The following is a 21,742-nucleotide window of genomic DNA, read 5'->3' as shown; positions in this document are numbered from 1 at the left end:
ACTTCAACTTGTCGCAGCTTCAGCACGATATCTTCGGGCTTCTCTCGCTTGCCGGCCATCTCGTCGTCCTCCTGAAAACGGGATAATTCTATCCCAAAAGGTGGACCACTTCAGTGGGGGCGTTCCAGCACCACCGGTTCCTGATGCAGAGAAACCTTTGATGGTGTCGTCTCCCCAGATGTCTTCAAAGATGAACGTATCGCTTTTGCCCTGGCCATCTAGGATGTCGTCGCCTTCACCACCGTTCAGACTGTCTGAACCGGAGCCGCCACGAAGTGTATCATTGCCAGTACCGCCAAGCAGTTCATCTTTGCCGGCGCCGCCCTTGAGGTTGTCGTCACCGGCGCCGCCGTCGAGGGTGTCGTTGCCTTTGCCACCGCTGAGATCGTCGTCGTCGGCACCGCCTTTCATGAAATCATCACCACGGCCGCCGTCGATTGTGTCATCACCGGCGCGGCCCCGGATGATGTTGTCGAGCGAGTTGCCGAGGATGGTGTCATCCAGATCGCCGCCTATGGCTCTTTCGATCTCGGTGCTGATCAGTTCCTTCACGCCACGGGTCACCGCTTCGATCAGGTCCGTACTGTCGTCGCTGAGGCTCACAACTTCGCCAAACCCCAGCATTTCCACCAGATTTTCATAATCAGATCTGACAGAAGGTGTTGCTACGAAAACGACATTGATGCCTTCATCAGAAAGGGCCATGGCGGCCTGAGCAACGGAAGGATAATCCTCCCCGGTTCCTTCCGGAGTTCCGTCAAGAACAGTGTCGCCGTTGTTGGCAGGCACGCCGGTGTAATCGCCTGCTTCGTGGTAGGCAGCATCCGTGAACAGGACTGCAACACGCAACGCGTCGGAACGCCAGCCAATGGACCCTGTCCGCAAACCGATTTGCTGAAGCGCAGTCAGTTGGGACTCATCACCATCAACCCCATCAGCGCCACCACCGGCAACGAGAGACGCATAGATGCTTTCGAACTCGCTGATGTCTGATGTAAGTGCAAGATCTTCCCGAAACTCGTGACCGTCGGGCGCGCCAAATGGTGAGATTGGTTTGTCGCGGAAACTGGTGATGCCAAAGGTGACGTCGGGTGCGATGGCCGCTACACCAGTGGCCAGGCTGTCAAGAAACCCTTTTACAGTCATCAACTCGTCACTGTATGAACCGGAAAGGTCCTGCACATACAGCAAATCAAGTGGGTTCGTGACCTCTTCACCGCCAGCCAGTTCGATTATACGGCCATCAACATAAGACGTTTCGCCAGCGCCCATATTGATAATAGCCGACGTGGTTGCGCCACGGAAATCCATGGTGTCGCGTTCGCCGGATGTGTCCGTTATGGACACGACATCTCCGGCGTCCCCCGAGAGCAGATAGTGATCGCTGCCGGAGCCGCCATTGAGACTGTCGTCGCCCTGCGAGGCATTCAACACGTCATCGCCGGAGCCACCTACCATTACGTCGTTACCAGCGCCACCATCGACAAAATCGTCGCCGCTGCCGCCGCTTATGACGTCTTTACCACGGTGGCCAACAAGTACATCGTCGCCTTCAAGCCCGCTTATTGTATCGTTGCCGACGCTGCCTAGTATGAAGTCGTCGTCTTCCGTACCGAACTCTTCACGAGACATAAATGGGCTAATATACGGCATGGTTTCGATCTCCCTTGAGACTAATTAGCCGGAAGGCCCGCGGCCAAGAGATCAAGCATTCTGGGATCGGAGCGTCACATACGCTTGCCGTGTGAGCTATTGCCGGATTGCTTTTCCAAACGTCCCAAACCTCGCCTCGTTAGCACGATGGCATTTGACTTAGGCGAAACCGATCGATCCCATTAACCTCCGACCCACGATCCAAGCGACCTGGGTATGTGCTACTAGGCATTGAGGTTTGAGCCCGCATCGGCACCGGCAGCACGGCAGCGGAGATGGTCTGTGAGCCCATGAAATCATCGCTTTTGGACGTCAAAAAGTCAATTTATCTCCATGGATTTGGCGGTTTGGGACCGTGCGCCAACAAGATGTTGGTTGAGCTCTTGCCATCATTTTATCGGTAGGGTGGAAAGGTCGGCGCACGAAGGCCGGTGTGGCGAACTGCAGGCACGTCCCGCGCCGGTTGGATGACGGCTGACCGGGGCGACGACGCCGACTGGTTCCGGAATGCCTTGGAAGAAACCGGGATACGGCTGAGCATCCCGGACAGCCCTTCACGTGATAAACCCGTTCGATGCGACAGACGCAGATACAAGCGACGCAACCGCATCGAGATCATCTTCGGCCAATTGAAGGAATGGCGGCGTGGCGCCACCCGTTGCGACAGATGCCCAAAGGTCGTCCTCTCAGCAATCGCGCCCGCCGCCGTCATCTTCTGGTTCTGAAAGTCAATAAGCCTGGAGCCTAACGCTCGGCCACGGTGCGCTGGTAGTCATTCAACGCGCCGATCAATCGGGTCCCCGTCGGTCGCTCCGCGCGTGCGCAGAACTCGGACCAGACGGCCCCGTGGGGCAGGCTCTTGAATTCCTCTGTCAGCATCAGGCGCGTCGTGAAGTCCAGCCCAGTCTCGGCGGCGCGCAATGGCGCCTGCGGTGCGAGCAAGGCCTCCAGCAGCGCTTTTTGCATGTTGCGCACGCCGATCACCCAGGCCGCCGTTCGACTGATCGTGGCGTCGAAGAAATCCAGACCGATCCGGGTCCGCGCCAGCAGGTCGGCGAAGACGATCTCCTGCGCCATCGCGCGGATGCTGTCATCGAGCAGGATGACGTGGTCACTGTCCCAGCGCATCGGGCGCGAAACGTGCAGCAGGATGTCCTGCACCGAAAGTGCCACGGCGGTCAGCTTGTCGGCGACGTTTTCCGTTGGATGGAAATGCCCCATGTCGAGGCAGAGTGCCGTCTGGTTGCGGATTGCGTAGCCCATGTAGAACTCGTGGCTGCCCACCGTCATGGCCTCGACGCCGATGCCGAAGAGCTTGCATTCCACCGCATCGAGCAGGTGCGCCTTGTCGTGCCGTGGTGCCAGCATTGCGTCAAGGGAGGCCTCGAGCCGCTGGCGCGCGCCCATCCGGTCGACGGGGTTGTCCTTCGCGCCATCCGGCACCCAGATGTTGTTCACCACTTCGCCGCCCTGCGCCGCCCCCATCCGCGCCGCGATCTCGCGGCAGCGTTTGCCGTGCTCGATCCAGAAGTCGCGGATGCTCGGGTCGGGGTGCGACAGGGTCAGGTTGTCGTCCGCCTTTGCGTGGGCAAAGAAGGTCGGGTTGAAGTCGAGCTTCACACCCTGTTCGGCGGCCCACTCCACCCAAGGCGTGAAATGGCGGTACTCGATTTCGTCGCGGTCCGGGGTTTCGTCCGTGTCGAGATAGAAGGCGTGCAGGTTCAGACGGTGCTTGCCCGGGATCATCGAGTAGGCGAATTCCAGATCGGCACGCAGCTCGTCCGGTGTGCGCGCACGTCCCGGATGGTTGCCCGTGGCCTGGATGCCCCCGCCCGAAGAGCCGGACGCGCGTTCGAAGCCGCGCACGTCGTCGCCCTGCCAGCAGTGCATGGAAATCGGGATGGTCGAGAGGGTCGTCAGCGCGGCCTCCGTGTCGACACCCCATTCGGCAAAGGCCTCGCGGGCCAGTTCGTAAGTCATGGTTCCTCCCTTCGTGGCGCCGGGGGCCTTGGCCACCGGTGCGCCGATCCGTCACGCGGCTCGTGGGGCAGGGTCGACCCCGCCCCGACTTGGGCTCATCGCGTGAAGGCTTCCTTATTGCCCGCATCGACATTGATAATATTGCCGGTGGACTTGGCCGACCGGTCGGAGGCGAGGAAATACGCCGCCTCCGCGATGTCCTCGGGCAGCACCGAGCGCTTCAGCATGGACCGCTGTCGATACATCTCCTCCAGACCGCCCTTGTCGGTGCCATAGGTCGAGGCGCGCTGTTCCAGCCATTCGCCTTCCCAGATCTTCGAGCCGCGCAGCACCGCGTCGGGGTTTACAACGTTCACCCGGATGCCCGCCTCGGCCCCTTCGAGCGCAAGGCAGCGCGCGAGATGGATCTCCGACGCCTTCGCCGTGCAGTAGGCCGAGGCGTTCGGGGACGCCGCGAGGCCATTCTTCGACGCGACGAAGACCACAGAGCCGCCCATGTCCTGCACCCGCATGACCTTGAACGCTTCGCGCGAGACGAGGAAATAGCCGGTGGACAGGATGTCAATGTTCTTCTGCCAGAGTGCCAGCGAGGTCTCCTCGATCGGCGCCGACGAGGCGATCCCGGCGTTGGAGACAAGGATGTCGATGCCGCCGTATTCCACCGCCAGATCGGCATAGGCCGCCGCCACGGCGTCTTCATCCGTGACATTCATCTCCACGACCCGCACCACGTCCCGACCGTAGGACTGGATCAGCGCGTTCTGCGCCTGCGTCAGCGTCTCGGGGTTGATGTCGGCAAGCATGACGCAGGCCCCTTCGGACAGGTAGCGTTCCGCCGTTGCCGTGCCGATACCGCCCGCGCCGCCGGTGACCAGCGCCACACGGCCCGCCATGGACTTGGGCTTCGGCATGCGCTGCAGCTTGGCTTCCTCAAGCAGCCAATACTCGATGTCGAAGGCTTCCTGCTCGGGCAGGCCCACGTATTCCGAGACGGAGGAGGCGCCGCGCATCACATTGATCGCGTTCACGTAGTACTCTCCCGAGATCCGCGCCGTGGCCTTGTCCTTGGCAAAGGTGATCATGCCCACGCCCGGCACGAGGTAGACCACCGCGTTCGGGTCGCGCAGCGCCGGGGAATCGGCATGCTTGCAGCGGTCGTAATAGGCGGAGTAGTCGTCGCGGTAGGCGGCGATCTGGTCCGCGAGGCCGTCGAGCACCGCGTCGATGTTATTCTGCGCGGGATCGAAATCGATCACCAAGGGGCGGATCTTCGTGCGCAGAAAGTGGTCCGGGCACGAGGTGCCAAGCGCTGCGAGATCCCGCATGTCCTTCGCGTTCACGAACTCCAGCACCGTTGCGGTGTCTTCGAAGTGGCCGACCATGTGCTGGTTGCCGGATACGAATCCCCGGATCGCGGGCATCAGCCGTGCCGCGACCGCGCGTCGCTCTTCGGGCGCGAGCGACTGGTGCACCGCCCCACCAAAGGCCGCGACGCCGGCGGTCTTGTCCGCGAACCAGTCCATGGCCTTTTGAATGATCTCCAGCGTCAGCTCGTAGCAGGCTTTCGCGTCGTCATCCCAGGTGAACAGACCGTGGCTTTCCAGCACGACGCCCTTCGCCTCCGGGTTCTCCAAGGCGAATCTTTCTAGCCAGAGCCCCAGCTCGTAGCCCGGCCTCTTCCACGGCAGCCAGCCGATTTCGTCGCCGAAGATCTCCGCCGTCAGCTCCTTCGAGTTCTTCGACGCCGCAATGGCGATAATCGCGTCCGGGTGCATGTGATCGACGTGCTTCTTCGGCACGTAGGCATGCAGTGGCGTGTCGATGGAAGCCGCGCGTGCGTTCAGGTTGAAGGTGCAATGCGGCAGGTAGCCGACCATCTCGTCTTCGAACTCCACGCCGCGGTATTTGCCCTTCAGAGCGCGCAGCTTGTCCATGTAGAGCGTGGCAAAGCCGTCCATCTTGATCGAGCCGACGTCGCCGCCGGAGCCCTTGACCCAGAGCACCTCGACCTGATCGCCCGACAGCGGATCGGACTCCATCACCTTGGCAGAGGTGTTGCCGCCGCCGTAATTGGTGATTCGCTTGTCCGACCCGAGAAGGTTCGAGCGATAGAGCAGTTTCTCCGGCTCGCTCATCCCCTCTGCGTGGGCGTCATCCCACTGGTTTTGCAGCCGGTCCTCGTTGCGGGTCAGCATGGTCATCCTCCCTGGAACGCCGCACAATGCGGCCTCTTGCGTCGGGCTCAGCGTGAGCACAATTACGCCCCGAGTCAAGCAAAACCGATCATAATCAGTCAGTATGGCGCTCGAGATGATCGGATATGAAAGAAAATGATTGACTGAGACGATGAATCAGGCATTCTTGGTATACGGGAGGACACCATGCACGAGACGGAACGCCACAGGATCATTCTATCGGCCGTCCAGGAACGCCCCATCGTGACGGTGGCGGAACTGGTCGCACTGACGGAGACATCCGAGGCCACGATCCGCCGCGACATTGCGACGCTTGACGGTCAGAAACGTCTGCGTCGCGTCCGGGGCGGAGCCGAGGCACTGACTCCCCCGGCGCTGCCGGGGCTGGCGGGGCGCCCGTTCTCCGTCAACCAGGCGATCAACGCCGAGGCCAAGACGGCGATCGCCCGTGAGGCGGTCAACCTGTGCGACGATGGCGAGCCGATCATCATCAACGGCGGCACGACCACCTTTCAGATGGTGCATCCGCTGGCCAACCGCCGCGTGCAGGTTCTGACCAACAGCTTTCCCATTGCGGAACACTTGCTGCGCCACACCAAGAACACGGTGATGGTGCCGGGCGGCGCCATCTATCGCGAGCAAAACATCATCCTGTCGCCCTTCGATAACGACATGACCCGGCATTTCTACGCCCGGCGCATGTTCATGGGGGCGCATGGGCTGGGGCCCATCGGGTTGATGGAAAGCGACCCGCTGCTGATCCAGGCAGAGGAAAAGCTGATAGGCCAGGCGGATGAGCTGGTGGTGCTGGCAGACAGCTCAAAGTTCGAGAACCGGTCGAGCCTCGTGCTTTGCCCGCTCGAGCGCATCGACATCGTCATCACCGACGACGGCATACCGGACCGCGCGGCCTCCATGCTGGAGGCGGCCGATATCCGGGTCATCGTGGCGCAGGGGAGCGCCACTTCGAGATCGGACGCGGGATAGCGTCGGACCCCATCGGCGGATGATCCGCCAGTGGATTTCACAGGGAGGAAGTAACTTGACACTCACACGCAGACTGTTTGGGGGCGCGGCCATGGCGGCGGCGCTGATGGCCGGTTCGATCGCTTCGGCGCAGGACGACCCGGTGCGTATCGCGCTGGTGGTCAAGGCGCTGGGCATCGGCTTCTTCGAGGCCGCTGCCAAGGGCGCGGAGGAAGCCGCCGCCGAGTTGGGCAACGTCGAGGTGATCTACACCGGCCCGACAGACACCACCGCAGAAGGCCAAATCGAGGTGATCAACGCGCTGATCGCCCAGCAGGTGGATGCCATCGCAATCTCCGCCAACGACACCGACGCGCTGGTGCCCGCGCTCAAGAAGGCGATGCAGCGCGGCATCACCGTGATCTCCTGGGACTCCGGCGTCGCGCCCGGGGGGCGTGAACTGCACCTGAACCCGTCTTCCAACCCGCTGATCGGCAACATGATCCTCAAGCTCGCGGCAGACGAGCTGCCCGAGGGCGGACAGGTCGCCGTGCTCTCGGCCACCACGACCTCTACGAACCAGAACATCTGGATCGACGAGATGACCAAGGTGCTGGGCAACTACAACGGCATCGAGGTCGTTGGCACCGTCTACGGCGACGACCTTGCCGACAAGTCCTACCGTGAGGCCACCGGCCTGATGCAAACCTACCCGGACCTCGACGCGATCATCGCGCCGACCTCCGTCGGCATCGTCGCCGCCGCGCGCGCCGTCGAGGATGCGGGCAAGGTGGGCAAGGTCAACGTGACAGGCCTGGGCCTGCCGTCCGAGATGGCCGGTGCCATTGAATCCGGCGCGTCCAAGTCCTTTGCCATCTGGAACCCGATCGACCTTGGTTACTCGGCCACCACGCTCGCCTATCATCTGGCCACCGACGCCGCCGAGGCCGCGCCGGGCGCAGAGATTCCGATGGGCCGGATGGGCACACTGACGCTGGACGACAACACCGAAGGCGCGATGGCTGATCCCTTCGTCTACGACGAAAGCAACATCGACGATTTCAAGAACATCTTCTGATCTCCTCTTCCCCGGCGCGGGGTCTCGCGCCGGGACACGACCCCGGTGCCCCATCGTGCGCCGGGGCACCCTAATTCCACGATCCAGCGGAGGCCGCGATGCAGATGAGCGTCGAGACCCGGCAGTTCGATCACGTGCAGGCCGGTACGCCTGTCCTCGAACTCAGGGACATCACCAAGACATTCCCAGGCGTGAAGGCGCTGGATGGCGTCTCGCTGGAGCTATACCCCGGCCAGGTTACCGCCCTGATCGGCGAGAACGGCGCAGGCAAGTCGACCCTGGTGAAGACCCTGACCGGCATCTACCAGCCAGACGGCGGCGCGATCCATGTCGCCGGTGAGCCTGTCGCCTTCGCCACCGCGCAGGACGCATCGAGCGCCGGGATCACCGCGATCCATCAGGAGACTGTGCTGTTCGACGAACTGACCGTGGCCGAGAACATCTTCATCGGCCACGCGCCGCGCGGCCGCTTCGGGTTGATAGATTGGAAGGCGATGCGGGCACGGGCCGCCGAGATCCTCGGCCGGATCGACGCCGACCTCGACCCTGACACGCCGCTGCGCGAATTGGGCATCGCGTCCAAGCACCTCGTGGCCATCGCCCGCGCGCTATCGGTCGATGCGCGCGTCGTGGTGATGGACGAACCCACCGCCGCGCTGTCACACAAGGAGATCGAGGAGCTTTACGAGCTGGTCGACCGCCTGAAGGCCGAGGGCCGCGCGATCCTCTTCATCTCTCACAAGTTCGACGAGATCTTCCGCATCGCCGACCGTTATACCGTCTTCCGCGATGGCACCTACGTGGGCGCGGGACTGATGGCCGACGTGACCGAGGCCGATCTTGTGCGGATGATGGTGGGCCGCGACGTGAACCAGATCTTCCCCGAACGCGTCAAGAACCCCGGCGATGAAGTGCTGAAGGTCGTGGGCTACGCGCACGCGACAGAGTTCGACGGAATCAACTTCACCCTCAGGCGCGGTGAGATCCTCGGCTTCTACGGGTTGGTCGGCGCCGGGCGCTCCGAGGTCATGCAGGCGCTCTTCGGCATCACGAAGCCGTCCAAGGGCGTCACGCAGATCGACGGCCAGATCAAGGTGATCCGCTCCCCCGCCGAGGCGATTGAGGCGGGCATCGTCTACGTCCCCGAGGACCGTGGCAAGCAAGGTGCGGTCATTGGCCTGCCGATCTTTCAGAACGTCACGCTGCCCTCGTTGGGGCAGACCTCGCGCAATGGTTTCCTGCGGCTCAGCGAGGAATTCGCACTGGCGCGGTCCTACACGGAACGGCTCGACCTGCGGGCTGCCGCGCTCGATCAGGACGTGGGCAACCTGTCAGGTGGCAACCAGCAAAAGGTGGTTATCGCCAAGTGGTTGGCGACCAAGCCACGCGTCATCATCCTCGACGAGCCGACCAAGGGTATCGACATTGGCTCCAAGGCCGCCGTGCATGACTTCATGGCGGAACTCGCCGCCGAGGGGCTGTCGGTGATCATGGTCAGCTCGGAAATCCCCGAGGTTTTGGGCATGTCCGACCGCGTCATCGTCATGCGCGAAGGGCTGATCGCCGCCGAGCTGGAGGGCGACGCCCTGACCCCTGAAACACTTGTCCGCCACGCAGCGGGGATCGGAGCTTCCGCATGAGCCTGTTCAAGTCACGCGAAGCCCTGCTCGGCGGCGCCATCCTGCTGCTGCTGGCGCTGATCGCCAGCCGCTTTCCGGGCTTCGTCGCGCCCGATAACCTTGCTCGGGTGTTCACCGACACCTCGCCGCTGCTGATCCTCGCGCTGGGTCAGACGGTGGTGATCCTGACACGCTGTATCGATCTGTCGGTGGCGGCGAACCTCGCGCTGACCGGCATGGTCTGCGCCATGCTGAACGCGGCCATGCCCGGCCTGCCGGTGGTGGTGATCCTGTTGGTCGCGGTCACCCTGGGCGCTGTGATGGGGATGGTGAACGGTTTACTAGTCTGGAAGCTGTCGATCCCGTCCATTGTGGTGACCCTCGGCACCATGACGATCTACCGTGGGATCATCTTCCTGATCTCGGACGGAGCCTGGGTGAACGCGCACGAGATGAGCGGCGCCTTCACCGGTTTTCCGCGCGCGCAAATCCTGGGCCTGTCGGTGCTGGCCTGGTTCGGAATCCTCGCCGCCGTCGCCATGATCGTGATGATCGCCCGGACCCCGCTAGGCCGTGCTTTCTACGCGGTGGGCGGTAACCCGCACGCTGCCGTATACGCCGGGATCAGCGTCGGCAAGACCCAGTTCTGGGCCTTCACATTGTCGGGCGCGCTGGCGGGACTGTGCGGCTACCTCTGGGTCGCGCGCTATGCCGTGGCTTATGTGGATATCGCCGGGGGCTTTGAGCTGGAGGTCGTCGCCGCCTGCGTGATCGGGGGCATCTCCATCGCCGGAGGCGCAGGGACGATCCTCGGTACCATCCTCGGCGCGCTCTTCCTTGGCATCGTCAAGAACGCCCTGCCGGTCATCGATGTCTCGCCCTTCTGGCAGATGGCCATCTCAGGCACCGCGATCATCATCGCCGTCACGCTGAACAACCGCAACGCCAAGGGCCAGGGCCGCATCATCCTGCGTAAGGCGCAGGAACAGACCGAAGGAGCCACCGCATGAGCGACACAAGCCTCACCCCGCGCAGCATCCCCGACCGACTGCAATCCCCTGCCGCCCGTCTTCTCGGCTCTTGGGAGCTGCTCCTGCTGGTGGTGGCCGTGGCGATCTTCATCGCCAATACCATGGCCTCGCCGTACTTCCTGAACGCCTGGAACCTCAGCGATGCGACTTTCAACTTTACCGAGAAGGCAATGATCGCCTTTGCTATGGCTCTGCTGATCATTTCGGGCGAAATCGATCTGAGCGTCGCGGCCATCATCGCGCTGGCCTCAACTGCGATGGGCGCGGCGGCCTCGATCGGTGTCGGTACACCGGGTCTGGTGGCCACCGGACTGGCGGCGGGCCTCGTCTGCGGCGCATTCAACGGCGTGCTCGTGACCCGCATGGGCCTGCCTTCGATCGTCGTCACCATCGGCACCATGAGCTTGTTCCGCGGCATCTCCTTCATCGTTCTGGGCGACGGGGCCTACCGCGACTACCCGTCTGATTTCTCGTATTTCGGGCAGGGCTACGTGTTCTGGGTCATCTCGTTCGAGTTCGTCCTGTTTGCGCTGCTGGCGGTTGCCTATTACGTCCTGCTCCACCGCACCAACTTCGGCCGCACTGTTTACGCCATTGGCAACAACCCGACGGCGGCGCAGTTCTCGGGCATCCGCGTTGACCGGGTAAAATTCATCCTCTTCCTGCTCACGGGGCTCATGTCCGGCGTTGCGGCGATCTGCCTGACCTCGCGGCTCGGCTCGACCCGCCCGTCCATCGGTACCGGCTGGGAGCTGGAGGTCGTCACAATGGTCGTGCTCGGCGGCGTGTCGATCCTCGGCGGCGCGGGCTCCATCCCCGGCGTGGTCATCGCGGCCTTTGTCATGGGGCTGGTGACCTTTGGCCTCGGCCTGCTGAACGTACCGGGCATCGTCATGTCGATTTTCATCGGTCTGATGCTGATCGGGGTGATCGCGCTGCCGCGCCTGTGGAAGATGTGGAGGGCATGATGCAGAAGCACGCCTTTACCATGCAGCTCCACCCCGGGCAGGCCGAGGAGTACAAACGCCGCCACGACGAGATCTGGCCGGAGCTTGTACAGCTCCTGAAGGAGGCGGGCGTCTCGGACTACTCGATCCACCTCGACCCGGAGACACACAGGCTGTTTGGCGTGCTCTGGCGCACCGATGATCACACGATGGACGACCTGCCGGGAACAGAGATCATGCAGCGCTGGTGGGCGCATATGGCCGACATCATGGAGACCTACGCCGATAACGAGCCGGTGGTGAAGACGCTTCAGCCGGTGTTTCACCTGCCATGAAGGTCGCTGTTCTCGACATTGGAAAGACGAACGCCAAGGTGGCGCTGGTCGACATGGAGAGCATGGCCGAGATCGCCGTCGTGACGCGCCCCAACCGGGTCAAGGCAGGGCCACCTTATCCGCATTTCGACATCGACGGGATCTGGGACTTTTTCCTCGATGGCCTGCGCCGGATGCAGGCCGAGCACGGCGTGGATGAGATCAGTGTCACCACGCACGGAGCCTGCTTCGTGCTGCTGGACGAGGTGGGCGGGCTGGCCTGCCCAGTGCTGGACTACGAGCACGACGGGCCGGATGCGCTGGCGCAGGAGTATGACGCCATCCGCTGCGCCTTTGAGGACACCGGCGCACCACGGCTCCCCATGGGGCTGAACGCCGGCGCGCAGCTTCATTGGCTGGTGGAGACCTTCCCCGACCTGAGGGAGCGGACCGCGCAGGTCGCCAGCTATCCCCAATACTGGTCCGGGCGGCTGACGGGGCGCTTCGCCACGGAGCCGACATCGCTGGGCTGCCACACGGACCTCTGGCTCCCGCGGGAGGGACGGTTTTCCGGTCTGCCGGAGCGGCTGGGTTTGACCATGGCGCCGCTCGCCGCTGCGAACGACATCGCGGGCGGGATCACGGCAGAGGTCGCGTCGAGAACCGGGCTGCCTGCCGGAACGAAGGTCCGTTCTGGCATCCACGACAGCAACGCATCCCTTCTGCCCTACCTGCACCGGATGGTGGGCGCCTTCTCGGTCGTGTCGACCGGGACTTGGGTGATCTGCATGAGCGTGGATGGTGAGGCGGTCGCTCTGGATCCGGCGCGCGACACGCTGATGAACGTCAACGCATTGGGCAATCCGGTGCCTTCGGCGCGGTTCATGGGTGGTCGTGAATACGAACGCATGAAGCCAGAGACGTCGGTTCCCGTGTCAGCGGACATCGACCAGGTTCTGGCCGGGCGGAAAGCCCTGTATCCGGCAATAGAAACCGGTTCGGGGCCGTTCGGCGGCTGCGCAGGCGGTTGGAGCGATGACACGATGACGCCGGGCGAAAAGGGGGCGGCGCTCTCCCTGTACCTCGCCCAGATGACGGCAACCTGTCTCGATCTGATCGGCGCGCGCGGACCGGTCATTGTCGAAGGGCCATTTGCACGAAACGAGCTCTACCTCGATATGCTGGCGGTGCAGATCGATCGGACGGTTCTCGTTTCGAACACGGCCACCGGCACCAGCATGGGGGCATCCATGCTGTGCGCGCCTTTTGCAGGCTCGGAGATTTCCCTCACCGAGCGGCGCACGCCAGAGGGCGCCGCGCGCCTTTCCGCATATGGCAGGCGTTGGAACATCGCCATGAAAGACCGTAACACCGCGGTCGCCCTACGCGAGAAAACGGCCTGATGAAGCCGGGCACATCATTATTACAGCTGCCTTGGGGCGCGCACGGGCTGCATCTGCGCGACCGTGATAATCTCTGACAGGACCGCACTGCTTTGTGGATCGTTGCAGACCCACCGTGGCACAGTGAGGCCGTCGGGGGGGGCTACATCATCAAGCCCCCTCAGGAGGCCCAGCCATGGAAAGATCACAGGTGCCGGACGCGACGCGCCGAAGGTGTGCCTGCGCCGAGGCCCAGCAGCGTAGCTGTGTTCGGCATAATTCGGACAATGGCCATCGAACCGCAAAAAATCTCCAGCTGAGCAACCGGCCGCCCGCCAATATGCTGAGCAGGAGGTTGCCGGACAACGTGGCCGGGACCTGTTTCGCCAGCTGCGGGACAACCGCTCGATCACCACGAGCGCAAGGTCGACCCATGCCATCAACCCACCTGCTGTTACCAGGTCGCGGTGCGCGATCACCATGCGGTCAGTATCAAGCATCAGCGCTGGCCAATGTTGCCGCATCACATCATGCAGACCGGGATGGGTGGTGACGGCGCGCCCGCGGTCCAGACCGGCTTGGGCGATAAATGCCAATCCGGCGCAGGCAGAACAGACCAACGCGCTGACTCCAGCCTGTTGCCGCAGGATGTCGGTGACCCATGGGGACTGATGCGGGTCCACCGCGCTTTTGGCCGGATGCTCCGCGAAAACTGGCGTGGTTTGCGCGAACGCGAGCAGGTCCGTGAGCCCGTGAACCGCTGACGGCAAGGCCCCGTGTTAGACCACGATTAGCGCTTTGGGCATCTTGGCGTTTTTGGCGAATTCATTGGCATATGCGCCGATACTACGGCTTCCGCCTGCGCGCCATATTCATGCGCATCAACACAGGAGCATAGCATGACACGGTACACTCTCGGCGCGATCACTCTGATCGTCCTTGATGACGGGCAGTTCGCCTTGCCTGCGGTGCCGGTGCATGTCCTGCGGAAAGAATGGACGTACTGGACCAGCCCGGAGCTCATTCCTGCCACGCCTGAGGATCAGCGACCGATGGTCGAGGCCATTCAGGCCATGGCGTCTGGAATTACGGATCGCGCTTCTCTGCGACGCATCTGCCGTTCCCCGGCGTCGGCCGTATAGAGCGCATGGGCGATGGCTTTCAGTTCCGTCCCGAGTAACGTCACACAATGGCGGGCGCCCGGTGCATCGACCGGGCGCCGCGGCCATTACTCTACCGCCTTGGCCTGATTGACGCGTTTCGACAAGGTTTGATGGCTTTCGACGCGCTCGGAGTACCGGTTGACGAGGTGCTCCTTGATGTCGCGCGTAAGCAGCGTGAACTTCACAAGCTCTTCCATTACGTCGACGATGCGATCGTAGTAAGGCGAAGGTTTCATCCGGCCCGCCTCGTCGAATTCATCCCAGGCCTTCGCGACCGACGACTGGTTCGGGATCGTCAGCAGCCGCATCCATCGGCCAAGGATGCGCAGCTGGTTCAAGGTGTTGAACGATTGCGACCCTCCGCAGACCTGCATTACGGCCAGCGTCTTGCCTTGGGTCGGGCGCACGCCCCCGAGCGAGAGCGGAATCCAGTCGTTCTGGGCCTTCATGATACTGGTCATGGCTCCATGGCGTTCGGGTGAGGACCAGACCATGCCCTCGCACCATGTCACCAGATCGCGCAGCTCGGCCACCTTGGGATGATCGGCCTCGCAACTATCGGGCAGCGGCAGGTCACGGGGGTCGAAGACCTTCACCTCTGCGCCAAGACGTTCGAGAATGCGGGCCGCTTCTTCGGCGGCCAGACGCGAATAGCTGCGCGCGCGGAGCGATCCATACAGGATCAAGATGCGCGGCGCGTGCTTGCTGCGCGTCTCTGGAAACAACTGCGCGGGTTCGATCGGCGCAAAGCTGGCGTCATCGAGTTGGGGTGTGTCGGTCATGGACGATCTCCGTCGGCGGTGAGGACCCTCTGGCCGTCCTCTTTGTACAAGGGGCCTTCGGGAAGCGACTCGAGCAAATCGAAGACGCTCTCAGATGGGCGGCATAGACGGACGCCTTTCGGCGTGCAGACGATGGGACGGTTGACGAGGATGGGGTGGGCCAGCATCGCGTTCAGGAGCGTTTCATCCGAGACACTTTCTTCCAGCAGTCCCATCTCTGCCGCGGGGGACTTGGTTTCGCGCAGGGCGCTGCGTGGCGTCAGGTTAGCCGCCGCAAAGAGGGCGAGCAGCTGCGGGCGGGTCCAGCCCTCAGCCAGGTAATCGATGATCACGGGCTCGACACCGCTGGCCCGGATGAAGGTCAGGACATTGCGTGAGGTGCCGCAGTCGGGGTTGTGGTGGATGGCAATCATATCTCAGCCTGCAGAAAAGCGGTTGCGTGTGCGATTGGCGAAGGCGACGAGCGACAGCATCACGGGCACCTCGACCAGCACGCCCACCACCGTGGCCAGCGCCGCTCCGGAGTTCAGCCCGAAGAGCGAGATTGCCACAGCGACCGCCAGTTCGAAGAAGTTGGATGTGCCGATCATCGCGCAAGGGGCGGCGATCTTGTGCGGCACCTTAAGGGCAAAGGCGGCCCCATAGGCTATGGCAAAGATGGCGTAGGACTGGATGAGGATCGGCACGGCGATCAGCAGTATCACGCCCGGGCGGCTGAGGATCGTTTCCCCTTGCAGGCCAAACAAGATCGCAACCGTGGCGATCAGTCCGACCATGGACACCGGCTTGATGCGCGCTGTGAAGGCGTCGATCGCAGCCTCCGATTTCAGCGCACGGCGGGTCAGCAACCCGGCGACCAGTGGCAGCACGACATACAGCACAGTGGCCAGAACCAGCGTGTCCCAGGGCACGACCACATTCGTCACCCCAAGCAGCAGCGCTACGATCGGCGCAAAGGCCACCACCATGATCAGGTCATTCACGGAGACCTGCACCAGCGTGTAGGTCGCATCCCCGCGCGTTAGCTGCGACCAGACAAAGACCATGGCCGTACAGGGCGCAGCACCCAGCAGGATAAGGCCCGCAGTATACTGCGCCGCATCCTCCGGCGCGATCCAGGGCGCAAAGACATAGTCAAAGAAAAGTACCGCCAGCAATGCCATCGTGAAGGGTTTGATCAGCCAGTTCACCACCAGCGTGACAAGCAGGCCCCTGGGCTGTTTCGCAACGCCTGCGACCGCACCGAAATCGACGCTGACCATCATCGGGTAGACCATCGCCCAGATCAGCACCGCCACCACGAGGTTGATCGAGGCGACTTCGGCTGCCGCGATCGCTGTCACGAGGCCGGGTGTCAGGGTGCCGATGGCGATCCCGGCGGCCATCGCCAAGGCGACCCAAACGGTCAGCAGGCGTTCGAACCGGCCCATGGGTTCGGGGTGGTGGGAGGATGCGTCGGCCATGGTGTCCTCTGATGTGAATCCTTCATTTCGCGAATTTGCGAATTAAGACAACGGATATGGGGGGAGGATCACCTTGTCAAGACGCTTCATTTCGCGTAATTGCGAAATATGAAGACTGCCGATGACTCCACGACCCAGGCCATCGACGCCTTTGGCGCGCTTGCCCATGATGGGCGTTTGGCAATCTTTCGGCTGTTGGTGCGGCGCGGGCCACAGGGCACGCCCGCGATGGAGGTCGGTCGCTTGCTGGAGCTGAAGCCGTCGACCGTCTCCGGCCACCTGTCGGTATTGAAACGCGCCGGGTTGGTCACCACGGAACGACAGCACCGCGAAGTGCTGTATCAGCCGAATTTCGAAGCAGTGAACGGGCTGGTGCGTTTCTTGTTGCAGGATTGTTGCGGCGGCAACGCCAGCGCCTGTGCGGGCCTGTCGCTGCCGTCGATGTAGGCCCCGCCCGAAGGCAAGGCCTGTTTGCTCAATCGGCCCTTGGGGACGCGAGGCTGGCAGGGGACATGATGCGCCCGTCCGGGTGGGCCATCGCGGCGATCCGGACGACCTCCGCCTCGTTCTTATAGGCCTGCACGGTGTCGATGTGACGAAACCTTCCGGCCAAAGCGGGCTTGGTAACCGCGCGCGCTTTGCCTGTGTTTGTCTTGGAGGAGCCGAGACCGGGCGACGGGATCCCTGCGGGGCCGATGTTTTGAATGCTCATGGTGCGTCCTGTCATTCTGCTGCGACGGGGCGGGTATTCCGGTGGGCGGTGTCCAGCCGCCCCGACAGACGGGTCAGCGCGATGCCGACGGCGACGATCAACGCGCCGATGTAGGGCGCTGCGGTGAGACCCATGCCCTCGACGATAAGTCCGCCGATCCATGCGCCCAATGCGATGCCGAGGTTAAAGGCACCAATGTTCAGTCCGGACGCGACGTCGACCGCATCCGGGGCGACCTCACGGGCGATCTGCACCACATAGACCTGAAGCGGTGGCACGTTGGCGAAGGCAAAACCGCCCCAGATCGCGATCACTGCAACGGTCGCTACAGGCGAGGTTAGCACCAGTCCTAGCGCCAGCAGCACCACGGACAGGCCGACAAAGATCACTGTCAGTGCGGTGACCGGTCCAAGGCGATCCGCCAGCTTGCCGCCGAGGATGTTGCCTACCGCAACGGAGGCACCGTAGAGCAGGATGATCAGGCTCACCATGCCAGCGCTGAAGCCAGTCACATCGGTAAGCATCGGCGCAAGATAGGTGAAGGCGATGAAGTTGCCTCCGTACCCTACGGCCGTGATCAGGTAGACCAGCAGGAGCCGGGGCGAGATCAAAACACGGGCCTGCGCACGCAGACCGGGGGCAGCGTCCTGCCGCAGGTTCGAGGGCACCAACGTGGCCGAGGCGATCAGGCCGATCAGGCCGAGCACCACCACCCCGAGGAAGGTCGACTGCCAGCCCCAGGTTTGCCCGATCCAGGTGCCCAACGGCACACCTGTCACGAGAGCAACCGTCAGGCCAAGGAACACCAACGCGATGGCGGAGCTTTCCTTTTCACGGCTCACAAGCCCGGTGGCGATGGTCGATGCGATGGCAAAGAAGACGCCATGCGCCAGACCTGTGATAAAACGCGCGGCGATGAGGCTGCCGTAGCCAGGGGCAACAGCAGCAAAGGCGTTGCCAGCGATGAACAGCATCAGCAGCGATAGCAGCAGTGTCTTGCGCGGTATCCGTGCGGTAAGCGCTGTCAACACCGGCGCGCCGATGGTCACGCCGAGCGCATAGAGGCTGACGAGCAGTCCGGCAGACGGAAGGCTGACGCCGAGGTCTGCGGCAATGGTGGGGATGAGTCCGACAATCACGAATTCGGTCGTGCCGACGGCAAATGCGCTGATCGTCAGCGCCCAGAGGGCAAAGGGCATGGGAGTATCTCCTGTTTTACTTTCCCTACCGAGATGGACGATATAGGCTTTTGCGTGAACGAACAGATTGGCAAAAGGTCTTTGCGTTTAATGCACGAATTACCCCAGACACGGGATCTCGCGGCCTTTGTGGCGGTGGTGGAAAGTGCCGGTTTCGCGGAGGCCGGGCGGCGGCTTGGGGTGGCCCCCTCGACGCTTTCTCGCACGGTGACGCGGCTCGAAAATCTGCTGGGCGTCAGCCTGTTACGTCGGTCCACCCGCGCGATTGAATTGACGCCGGAGGGGCGACAGCTATTTCATTCCGCGCAGGAGATCGTGCGGCAGACAGAGGCGCTGTCGGACCTGGCGCAGGGCAGCCGCACGCCGCGCGGGCCGCTGCGGGTGAACGCCCCGGTGCCCTTCGTGCAGCATGTGATCGCGCCGCGCTTGCGGGACTTTCATCAGAAATACCCGCAGGTGGAGGTGATGCTGGACATGACTGACCGCCTGGTCGACTTGATTGACAGTCACGCGGATGTGGCGATCCGCTTCGGCCCGCTTGCCGACAGCGACATGCTGCATCGCAGGCTGGGGCAGGCGCCTTGGAAACTATGCGCTGCGCCGAGCTATCTTGACCGGCAGGGGTGGCCGGACACACCCGGCGAACTCGCGCGCCTGTCGCAGGTCAGGTTCACCGCGCCAGAGCACATCAACCGACTGGCCTTTCGCAACCATGGCGAGGTCGCATCGCAAGCTTCAGTTTACGCAGCAAATGGCGAAGCAGTCCGCGCGCTTGTGCTGGGTGGCATGGGAATTGCACGGTTTTCCGACTTCATGGTGGCCGAAGACCTTGCGGCAGGGCGACTGGTCGAACTGTTTCCCGGCCAGTTGGACGCTGTGCCACTGGATATTACCGCGCTGTACCTGACGCGGACCGCAGGCCTCCGTAGGCTCGCTGTCTTTCTTGATTGGCTGGGGGAAGTGCTGGCGCGGACAAAACAGCCTGCCGCACGATAGGCGCGACCGGCGGTCCCGAACCTGCCGCATATAAACCGGACCTATGGATCCAAGACAGCGCCAGGAGGGCTTATGGCCTAGAGAGCGGGCTGAGCGGCTGGCGAGGTGTGAACTGCACCGGGGCCGGCGGCTTCAAACTTTGAGCAGGAAGAAGCCACCATGAGCGAGACCACAAACAGATATTCGCCCAAGGTCCGCATGCGTAGGGTGCGTCTGGTGCCGGACAATCAGGACCGGCACCAGTTCATCCTGTGGGGTGCGGCGATTATCCCGGATCGACGAGACGCATGAACTCTTTGGTACCTACAGCAGGTTCAAGATCGACGTGTTCCTGAACACGGACTGCAAACCGATGTAGGGCACCGGAGCGGGCGACCTTGCACGCCGTGTTCCGCGAAACGCGCAGGTCCCGGCATATTTGATCGATCGACTTGCCCTGCATTGGCCTCAGACCAATTGCGGCACAAGGCCTCAATCCGGAAAATACGCCTGACGGATCTTTGCAATTGTCACCACAACCGCAGTCCAAATTGTGCTCCCCGATGACTTCGGGCGCATCATGCGTCCCAGCGTAAGGGGGCATTCGGGGAGGCCGATCACCCCGCAACGGGGGCTATTTTAAACGCCTTTTCACACTTATGAGGCTGACGGCTCCTGCATTGCTTCAAATCGTTGGGCGGGAGCAAACACCGAGACGTCAGCCAGCAGCCCAAGGCCGACCCGTGAACATAAAATATGGCGTTTGCGGCCAGTCCATACTGCGGAAAGAAACCTGCGATAATGGAACCTGCCACGGTGTATCTCTGTAGCCGAATGTTCCTGCCGTATGTCGCCGCTCAGCTTGCCAGCTTCGTCGCACCCCGTTCAGCCAGCCCGCATACATCTGCGGAACCGAGTCCAGCAGGCGCTTGGTATAGTCCGATTGCGGGGCGGAGAATATTTGTGCCTGTTCACCCGTTTCCACAATCCTGCTTTGCTGCATGATCACCACCTGATCGGAAATCGCCTCAACCGTCGCCAGATCGTGGTCGATGAACATGTAGGTCAGCCCCAGCTCTTCCTGTAGCCGCAGCAGGCGCTGCAGGATGCCTTCCGCCACCAGCTGGTCCAGGGCGCTGGTAACTTCGTCACAAATGATAAATTCCGGCTCGGCAGCAAGCGCGCGGGCGATCCCGACCCGCTGTTTCTGACCTTCCGACAGCTCGGGGATGCGGCGGTCCAGGAACACGGCTGGGTCCAGCTCAATCCGCACCATCAATTCATTCACCCGCGCGCGCAGCGGGGCGCCGCGCAGACCGGTGAAATGGCGCACCGGACGTTCCAGTGTTTCGCGCACGGCGTGGCGCGGGTTCAGCGCCGTGTCCACCATCTGATAGACCATCTGGATATGCCGCAGCGTGTCACGACTGCGCTTCTGGCAGCGGCGGGGCAGGGGACAGCCCTGCCACAGAACCTCGCCCTCGGTCGGTGGCAGAACCCCGGCAATCACCTTGGCCAGGGTCGATTTGCCTGAACCGCTCTCGCCGACCACCGCGGTGGTCCGCCCCTTGGGCAGGTCCAGGCTGACACCGTCCAGCACCTTGGTGGTGCCATAGCTGGCATCAATTTCGCGCAAGGACAGTACCGTTTCCGCATCACCACTGTCACGCTGTGGCCGGGACAGCGCACGCACCGCCCAGAGGGATTTGGTATAGTCCTCCTGAGGCGCCGCCAGCATCTGGCGGGTCTCGGCGGTTTCCACCTCGCGGCCGTGTTTCATCACCATAATGCGGTCTGCCATCGGGCTGACCACATTCATTGCCGCGGCGCGCGACAGGCGGAACACCGGCGCGATGTAGATCACCGCGATCACCCCCACCATGTTGGGGATCGACGAGCCGACGATGGCCAGCAGCATCAACGCCAGGATAAGCGGCGGCACCGCCATCGGCACATCAATGACGCGCGACATCAACTGGTCGGTCCAACCGCCCTTCAGCGCGGCCAGCATGCCCAGGGCCGCGCCAGCGGTGAACGCGATGCCGGTGGTCAGCAGTGCCAGCCCCACGGTATTGCGGGCGCCGTAGATCATCCACGACAGCATGTCCCGGCCCAGGTTGTCGGTGCCCAGCGGGAAGGCCGCGCTCCAGGGTTCGTAGTCGACCGCGACGATTTTGGTTTCCCCGTATGGCACAAGTAGCGGGGCAAACACCCCGGTCAGCATCACCGTGGCCAGGACCAGCATCCCCAGAAGCGCGGTGGGCGGGGCGTATTTAGGCGTTT

The 21,742-nt window shown here is 62.8% G+C and carries 21 protein-coding genes and 2 pseudogenes; 12 read left to right on the top strand and 11 right to left on the bottom strand.

Annotated elements, in window-relative coordinates; translation table 11 throughout:
- Positions 1–3: 3 nt before the first annotated feature.
- Positions 4–1,653: a hypothetical protein gene (locus AC0IPL_RS17180; RefSeq protein WP_474276057.1), complete on the bottom strand. Its 1,650-nt coding sequence runs from the start codon at positions 1,651–1,653 to the stop codon at positions 4–6.
- 455 nt (positions 1,654–2,108) lie between these two features.
- Here AC0IPL_RS17180 and AC0IPL_RS17175 point away from each other — a divergent pair.
- Positions 2,109–2,378 (top strand): annotated as a pseudogene (locus tag AC0IPL_RS17175) (transposase); the annotation flags it as partial.
- A 19-nt stretch (positions 2,379–2,397) separates the two neighbouring features.
- Here AC0IPL_RS17175 and AC0IPL_RS17170 read toward each other — a convergent pair.
- Together AC0IPL_RS17170 and AC0IPL_RS17165 are read right to left on the bottom strand one after the other, a co-directional pair.
- Positions 2,398–3,633, bottom strand: a complete 1,236-nt coding sequence (locus AC0IPL_RS17170; RefSeq protein WP_474276055.1) for an L-rhamnose isomerase — start codon at positions 3,631–3,633, stop codon at positions 2,398–2,400.
- Between the two features lie 95 nt (positions 3,634–3,728).
- The gene (locus tag AC0IPL_RS17165; RefSeq protein WP_474276072.1) at positions 3,729–5,828 is read right to left on the bottom strand and encodes a bifunctional rhamnulose-1-phosphate aldolase/short-chain dehydrogenase; all 2,100 of its coding nucleotides are present in this window, start codon (positions 5,826–5,828) and stop codon (positions 3,729–3,731) included.
- Between the two features lie 186 nt (positions 5,829–6,014).
- Between AC0IPL_RS17165 and AC0IPL_RS17160 the strand changes: the two genes are divergently transcribed.
- The 7 genes from AC0IPL_RS17160 (at position 6,015) to AC0IPL_RS17130 (ending at position 13,186) form a co-directional block, all read left to right on the top strand.
- Positions 6,015–6,815, top strand: coding sequence for a DeoR/GlpR family DNA-binding transcription regulator (locus tag AC0IPL_RS17160; RefSeq protein WP_474276053.1), 801 nt, complete (start codon positions 6,015–6,017; stop codon positions 6,813–6,815).
- Positions 6,816–6,906: 91 nt separating this feature from the next.
- Positions 6,907–7,872 carry a rhamnose ABC transporter substrate-binding protein gene (gene rhaS, locus AC0IPL_RS17155; protein WP_474276070.1) on the top strand — a complete coding sequence of 322 codons (966 nt, stop codon included), beginning with the start codon at positions 6,907–6,909 and terminating at the stop codon, positions 7,870–7,872.
- Between the two features lie 98 nt (positions 7,873–7,970).
- Positions 7,971–9,512: a sugar ABC transporter ATP-binding protein gene (locus AC0IPL_RS17150; RefSeq protein WP_474276051.1), complete on the top strand. Its 1,542-nt coding sequence runs from the start codon at positions 7,971–7,973 to the stop codon at positions 9,510–9,512.
- Positions 9,509–10,501, top strand: coding sequence for an ABC transporter permease (locus tag AC0IPL_RS17145; RefSeq protein WP_474276049.1), 993 nt, complete (start codon positions 9,509–9,511; stop codon positions 10,499–10,501). The genes AC0IPL_RS17150 and AC0IPL_RS17145 overlap by 4 nt, the downstream gene beginning before the upstream one ends.
- Entirely contained in the window at positions 10,498–11,490 is a 993-nt protein-coding gene (locus tag AC0IPL_RS17140) for an ABC transporter permease (protein WP_474276047.1), read from the top strand. The genes AC0IPL_RS17145 and AC0IPL_RS17140 overlap by 4 nt, the downstream gene beginning before the upstream one ends.
- On the top strand, positions 11,490–11,804 hold the full coding sequence (gene rhaM, locus AC0IPL_RS17135; protein WP_474276067.1) for an L-rhamnose mutarotase: 315 nt from the start codon (positions 11,490–11,492) through the stop codon (positions 11,802–11,804). Before AC0IPL_RS17140 ends, rhaM begins: the two co-directional genes overlap by 1 nt.
- Positions 11,801–13,186, top strand: coding sequence for an FGGY-family carbohydrate kinase (locus AC0IPL_RS17130; protein WP_474276045.1), 1,386 nt, complete (start codon positions 11,801–11,803; stop codon positions 13,184–13,186). The genes rhaM and AC0IPL_RS17130 overlap by 4 nt, the downstream gene beginning before the upstream one ends.
- Before the next feature lie 20 nt (positions 13,187–13,206).
- Here the strand turns inward: AC0IPL_RS17130 and AC0IPL_RS17125 are convergent, their stop codons facing one another.
- On the bottom strand, positions 13,207–13,848 hold the full coding sequence (locus tag AC0IPL_RS17125; protein WP_474276065.1) for a DJ-1/PfpI family protein: 642 nt from the start codon (positions 13,846–13,848) through the stop codon (positions 13,207–13,209).
- Positions 13,849–14,064: 216 nt separating this feature from the next.
- Between AC0IPL_RS17125 and AC0IPL_RS17120 the strand changes: the two genes are divergently transcribed.
- On the top strand, positions 14,065–14,307 hold the full coding sequence (locus AC0IPL_RS17120; protein WP_474276042.1) for a hypothetical protein: 243 nt from the start codon (positions 14,065–14,067) through the stop codon (positions 14,305–14,307).
- A gap of 86 nt (positions 14,308–14,393) precedes the next feature.
- Here AC0IPL_RS17120 and arsH read toward each other — a convergent pair whose 3' ends face one another.
- Genes arsH through arsB form a run of 3 tightly spaced genes read right to left on the bottom strand, consistent with a single transcriptional unit; the run spans position 14,394 to position 16,573 of the window.
- On the bottom strand, positions 14,394–15,110 hold the full coding sequence (gene arsH, locus AC0IPL_RS17115) for an arsenical resistance protein ArsH (RefSeq protein WP_474276040.1): 717 nt from the start codon (positions 15,108–15,110) through the stop codon (positions 14,394–14,396).
- On the bottom strand, positions 15,107–15,523 hold the full coding sequence (arsC, locus tag AC0IPL_RS17110; protein WP_474276038.1) for an arsenate reductase (glutaredoxin): 417 nt from the start codon (positions 15,521–15,523) through the stop codon (positions 15,107–15,109). The genes arsH and arsC overlap by 4 nt, the downstream gene beginning before the upstream one ends.
- 3 nt (positions 15,524–15,526) lie before the next feature.
- Positions 15,527–16,573 (bottom strand): ACR3 family arsenite efflux transporter, encoded by a 1,047-nt coding sequence (gene arsB, locus AC0IPL_RS17105; protein WP_474276036.1) that lies wholly within the window; start codon positions 16,571–16,573, stop codon positions 15,527–15,529.
- A 108-nt stretch (positions 16,574–16,681) separates the two neighbouring features.
- Here arsB and AC0IPL_RS17100 point away from each other — a divergent pair, with 108 nt between their 5' ends.
- A complete protein-coding gene (locus tag AC0IPL_RS17100; protein ID WP_474276034.1) occupies positions 16,682–17,020 on the top strand; it encodes an ArsR/SmtB family transcription factor in 339 nt (112 codons plus the stop codon).
- Positions 17,021–17,048: 28 nt separating this feature from the next.
- On the opposite strand, the gene AC0IPL_RS17095 is transcribed toward AC0IPL_RS17100, so the two are convergent.
- Both AC0IPL_RS17095 and AC0IPL_RS17090 read right to left on the bottom strand, forming a co-directional pair.
- On the bottom strand, positions 17,049–17,285 hold the full coding sequence (locus AC0IPL_RS17095) for a hypothetical protein (RefSeq protein ID WP_474276032.1): 237 nt from the start codon (positions 17,283–17,285) through the stop codon (positions 17,049–17,051).
- 11 nt (positions 17,286–17,296) lie between these two features.
- Complete coding sequence (locus AC0IPL_RS17090; RefSeq protein ID WP_474276030.1) at positions 17,297–18,484, bottom strand: MFS transporter; 1,188 nt, start codon at positions 18,482–18,484, stop codon at positions 17,297–17,299.
- Positions 18,485–18,574: 90 nt separating this feature from the next.
- On the opposite strand from AC0IPL_RS17090, the gene AC0IPL_RS17085 reads away from it, so the two are divergent.
- Together AC0IPL_RS17085 and AC0IPL_RS17080 are read left to right on the top strand one after the other, a co-directional pair.
- Positions 18,575–19,480 carry a LysR family transcriptional regulator gene (locus tag AC0IPL_RS17085; protein ID WP_474276028.1) on the top strand — a complete coding sequence of 302 codons (906 nt, stop codon included), beginning with the start codon at positions 18,575–18,577 and terminating at the stop codon, positions 19,478–19,480.
- 159 nt (positions 19,481–19,639) lie between these two features.
- On the top strand, positions 19,640–19,771 hold the full coding sequence (locus AC0IPL_RS17080; RefSeq protein ID WP_474276026.1) for a hypothetical protein: 132 nt from the start codon (positions 19,640–19,642) through the stop codon (positions 19,769–19,771).
- A gap of 67 nt (positions 19,772–19,838) precedes the next feature.
- Here AC0IPL_RS17080 and AC0IPL_RS17075 read toward each other — a convergent pair.
- Positions 19,839–20,038, bottom strand: a pseudogene (locus AC0IPL_RS17075) (hypothetical protein); the annotation flags it as partial.
- 139 nt (positions 20,039–20,177) lie between these two features.
- Positions 20,178–21,704, bottom strand: coding sequence for an ATP-binding cassette domain-containing protein (locus AC0IPL_RS17070; RefSeq protein ID WP_474276024.1), 1,527 nt, complete (start codon positions 21,702–21,704; stop codon positions 20,178–20,180).
- Positions 21,705–21,742 lie beyond the last annotated feature (38 nt).

Source organism: Leisingera sp. SA32, assembly GCF_056033425.1.
This window is presented reverse-complemented; position numbering and strand designations above follow the sequence as displayed.